4 protein-coding genes and 1 other RNA gene are annotated in these 4,243 nt (G+C 64.0%); 1 reads left to right on the plus strand and 4 read right to left on the minus strand.

Translation table 11 applies throughout. The features are described 5' to 3' along the window. Positions 1-480, plus strand: a 480-nt coding sequence (locus GPA22_RS22660; protein ID WP_211169304.1) for a hypothetical protein, incomplete at its 5' end; no start/stop codon positions are given. 107 nt (positions 481-587) lie between these two features. On the opposite strand, the gene ssrA is transcribed toward GPA22_RS22660, so the two are convergent. The 4 genes from ssrA to GPA22_RS22305 all read right to left on the minus strand — a co-directional run bounded on the left by ssrA (position 588) and on the right by GPA22_RS22305 (position 4,027). After that, positions 588-965: a transfer-messenger RNA gene (ssrA, locus tag GPA22_RS22290) on the minus strand. A gap of 108 nt (positions 966-1,073) precedes the next feature. Further along, positions 1,074-1,775 (minus strand): bifunctional 2-polyprenyl-6-hydroxyphenol methylase/3-demethylubiquinol 3-O-methyltransferase UbiG, encoded by a 702-nt coding sequence (ubiG, locus tag GPA22_RS22295; protein WP_169258261.1) that lies wholly within the window; start codon positions 1,773-1,775, stop codon positions 1,074-1,076. Positions 1,776-1,881: 106 nt separating this feature from the next. Beyond that, positions 1,882-2,607 carry an OmpA family protein gene (locus GPA22_RS22300; protein ID WP_169258262.1) on the minus strand — a complete coding sequence of 242 codons (726 nt, stop codon included), beginning with the start codon at positions 2,605-2,607 and terminating at the stop codon, positions 1,882-1,884. A 100-nt stretch (positions 2,608-2,707) separates the two neighbouring features. Further along, on the minus strand, positions 2,708-4,027 hold the full coding sequence (locus GPA22_RS22305) for a TRZ/ATZ family hydrolase (RefSeq protein ID WP_169258263.1): 1,320 nt from the start codon (positions 4,025-4,027) through the stop codon (positions 2,708-2,710). Between the last annotated feature and the right edge of the window lie 216 nt (positions 4,028-4,243).

Here is a 4,243-nt window from a genome sequence, read left to right on the forward strand (position 1 = left end):
GTGCTCGCGGTCGGGGGCGGGGTGATCGTCCTTGGCGGGGCGATGATGCGTTCGAGTCCGGAATTCGATCGCGGGGGTGAGGTGCTTGCTGGGGCTTCGGCGACGGAAGCTCGATCGGAGCCGAGGGCTTTCGCGGAAGCAGCGCAGTTGCAGGCCGCCACGATCGTGGAGGTGCCTGCATCGACAATGGAAGCGCGAAAGTTCGCCGTTTCGGGATACGACCGGGGCGATGCTGGTGGGGGCAAGGCACGGCCTGCTGACGCAAGGCCCGAGAAAGTGCATGCGGCTCGGGGGCATGAGCCCTCTGTGCGAGTGCCGGGGGCGAAACGGGAGGCGAAGCGCAGAGGCGGCGCACGAGAGGGGGCGGTGAAATCCGCCCCCGTGCCGACCCGGAGGTTGCCGGCGAATGCGAAGCACATGGAGACGTCGGTCGATGCCGACGTTCAGGTCATCGAAGCAATCGTGGCGCGCCCGCAGTGAAGATCATTCCTGTCCCGAATGGGGCGAAGGGTCAGGAGGATCGGCTGAATCCTTGTTGGTCCGACCGAATGAAAAACGCCAAGACACTGGGTGTCTTGGCGTCGAATTGGTGGAGCCGGGGGGAATTGAACCCCCGTCCGCAAGCCCTCCACAGACAGCTCTACATACTTAGCCGACCTATTTGGATTTAACCGCTGCCTTAGCCAGTCGGCAGGCCGGGTAGCGGCGAGTTACCTTACTTTTAGCTATCGCGCCAAGTAACCCGGCGCGGCTCGCGATTCTCTGTAAATGACACTGCAGCGGCTCAGCTTACGCTGAGACCACCCGGCCCAGAGACCTGCCGGTGCAGCGCCCGCCGGGATTAAGCGGCGAGAGCGAAACGCTCGTCGTTGGCGTTTGTTGGTTTCCAGATGGATTTACGAGGTGACTGGTCCTCGGTATGCACTGCGCTGCTTTGCGACCCACGTCGAAGCCAGGTCGGCCCCTGTTGTTGATACTACAAATCTGGTGGCGGGACACCGGATTTCAAGTGGCACTTTAGCACTATTTCGATTCCGGTGCGATCGGTCTCCGTTCCGATGTCTCGCGTTTCGTTATGCCGGACGCCGGGTCTGCAGCATGTAATTCACGCTCGTATCCTGCCCCAGGGAATAGGTCTGCGCGAGCGGGTTGTAGCTCATCCCGAGAAGTTCCGCCGCTTCGAGGCCGGCATTCCGGCAGAACCGTGCGAGTTCGGACGGTTTGATGAATTTTGCGTACTCGTGCGTGCCGCGTGGGAGCAGGTTGAGAACGTATTCGGCGCCGATGACGGCGAAAAGGTAGGCCTTGAAGTTGCGGTTGAGGGTCGAGAAGAACACCTGGCCGCCCGGCTTGACGAGACGCGCGCAGGCGGCGACGGTGCTGGCGGGATCCGGGACGTGCTCGAGCATCTCCATGCAGGTGACGACGTCGAAGCTTCCCGGATGTTGCGCGGCAAAGTCCTCGGCGCTGCTGTGCTGGTAATCCACCTTGTTGCCCGACTCGAACAGATGCAGGCGCGCGACTCCGAGCGCCTTCTCCGACAGGTCGATGCCTGTCACCTGGGCGCCCAGTGCGGCCATGCTCTCCGACAGGATGCCACCGCCACAGCCGATATCGATGACGCGCTTGCCGGCGAGGCTGGCGTGTTCGTCGATCCAGCGCAGGCGCAGCGGATTGATCTCATGCAGGGGCTTGAATTCGGAGGTAGGGTCCCACCAGCGGTGCGCGAGGTCGCTGAATTTCTGCAGTTCTGCGGGGTCGGCGTTGGTAGTCATGGCTCGGGTTTCGGCTGTGGTCGGGCGAAGACGCTATTGGAGCAAAGCTTCGGTAAAAATGAAAAGGCCCTGCCGAGGCAGGGCCTTTGTCGAACGTCAGGCCAGATTACTTCGTGCCGACCAGTTCGATTTCAACGCGACGGTCGGGCTGCAGGCACTCGATCAGCTTCTTGCGGCCCAGCTTGTCGGAGCAGGTCTTGCCGGTGACCGGCTGACGCTCGCCCTTGCCTTCGGTGTAGATACGGTTGGCTTCGATGCCCTTGCTCACCAGGTAGGTCTTGACGGCGTTGGCGCGACGCTCGGACAGCTTCTGGTTGTACGAGTCGGAACCGAGGCGGTCGGTGTGGCCGACGGCGAGGATCACTTCCAGCTTGATGCCCTTGGCCTTGCCGGCGAGGTCGTCGAGCTTGGTCTTGCCTTCGGCCTTCAGGACGGCCTTGTCGAAGTCGAACAGGGCGTCAGCCGACAGCTTGATCTTGTCCGCGGTGGGCTTCGGCGTGGGCGCGGGAGCGGGCGCCGGGGCTGCTGCGGGAGCCGGGGCCGGAGCCGGGGCGCACTTGTCCTTCGGGACGATGTCGCTGTCACACTCGCAGCCGACGGGGAGCTGGCCGGCCATGGCGGTGCCGGCGGCAGCGGGGCTCCAGTAGCCGGTGCGCCAGCACAGGCCGGTGCCGCTGCGGGCGACAACGTTGCGGGCGTCGATCGCGTAGGGGATTTCGCCCTTGCCATCCACGACGACGTCTTTCACCTGAGCGAAGACGGTGGATGCGGAGAGGCCGATCGAGGCGATGGCGGCCAGTGCGAACAGCTGCTTTTTGGTCTGTTTGATCATAATTTCCTCGTCGATTGGGCAAGAGGATGAATGGGTAACGATTAAGTCCGGCGAGTTAACCGCGAATCGCCGCGACATTAACTCGCCACACATATCCAGTTCAGTTACTGAACTTAGTTTGCCACAGGCCGGCAAACCCAAGCAATTCCGTGTCGTTTAATTGCAACACTGCATTCCCTTTGTCCACGCGGATCTCGCCCGCGACCCACACATGCGAGACATGCTCGCGCCCTGCAACATGTACCAAATGGGATGCCGGATCGAAGCACGGGCGGGTTTCAAGGGAATCGAATGCGACGGCGCAAAGATCGGCCTCCTTGCCGACTTCGATCGAGCCGATGCGCGCGTCCAGTCCGAGCGCCTTGGCGCCGTCGAGGGTCGCCATGCGCAGTGCGGAATGGGCCGGAACGACGGTCGCGTCGAGCGTCGAGACCTTCGCGAGCAGGCTCGCGTGACGCATCTCCTGGAAGAGGTCGAGGCGGTTGTTGCTTGCCGCGCCGTCGGTACCGAGGCCAACGCGGATGTCCGACGCTAGCAGCGGCGCAACCGGAGCGATGCCGCTCGCAAGCTTCATGTTGGATGTCGGGCAGTGCGCAATGCTGCAGCCGTGGCGGTGCAGGATTTCGATATCCGATTCGTTCAGATGGACGCCGTGCACGCCAATGAAGTGGTCGCCGAGAAGGTTGAGGCCGGCGAGTCGGGCGAGGGGGCGGACGCCGTGCTGCGCGACCGAGTCGGCGACTTCTTGGGCGGTTTCGTGAATGTGCATGTGCACACGCACGTCGAGTTCGGCGGCAAGGCTTGCGATGCGCGCAAGGTTCGCGTCGGACACCGTGTAGGGCGCGTGCGGGGCGAGCGAGAAGCCGATGAGGGGGTGATCGCGCCAGGCGTCCCGGGCGGCGAGTCCTTTGCGCAGGTAGTCGTCAGCGTCGCTGGCGTAGGGGGTGGGGAATTCGAGGACCGTCAGCCCGATGATGCCGCGCATCCCCAGCAGGTCGAAGGCCTCGGCGGCGGCATCGGGGTGGAAATACATTTCATTGCAGGTCGTGATGCCGCCGCGCAGCATCTCGGCGATCGCCAGCAGGGTGCCTTCGCGCACGAACGAGCTCGAGACGTGCCGGCTTTCGGCGGGCCAGATGGCCTCCTGCAGCCAGCGCATCAGCGGGAGATCGTCCGCGATTCCGCGCATCAATGTCATCGCGCAGTGCGCGTGCAGGTTGACGAGGCCGGGAATGAGCACGTGGTCGGGGAGATTGATGGTCCGCCGCGCGTCGTAGCGGGTACGCGCGTCGTTCTGCGGGAGGATGCCGACGATGCGCCCGCTCCGGACGGCGACAGCATGGTGGTTCAGCGTGACGCCGGCCGGTTCCACGGGAATGATCCAGCGCGCATTGATCACGAGGTCGACGGGTTGGCTCACCGGGAGGGCTCCTTGAATGGTGCGCGGGCATCGGGCGGACGCCTTCGGGCGGACTCGGCCGCCGTCCGCGTGCTCCGGGGCGGTTCCGGACGTCAGTGTGGGCGGCGTGTTCGCGCATGCCGTGATCGCGCTGCCTGCCACGCTATAGTTTGGGCTCGAATTTAAGCACATGGCCCCACGCGGGACAATTGGATCGGCGGTGGGGCGGGGGAGAGG

This window comes from Aromatoleum toluvorans (assembly GCF_012910905.1).
In the GTDB taxonomy this organism is placed as follows: domain Bacteria; phylum Pseudomonadota; class Gammaproteobacteria; order Burkholderiales; family Rhodocyclaceae; genus Aromatoleum; species Aromatoleum toluvorans.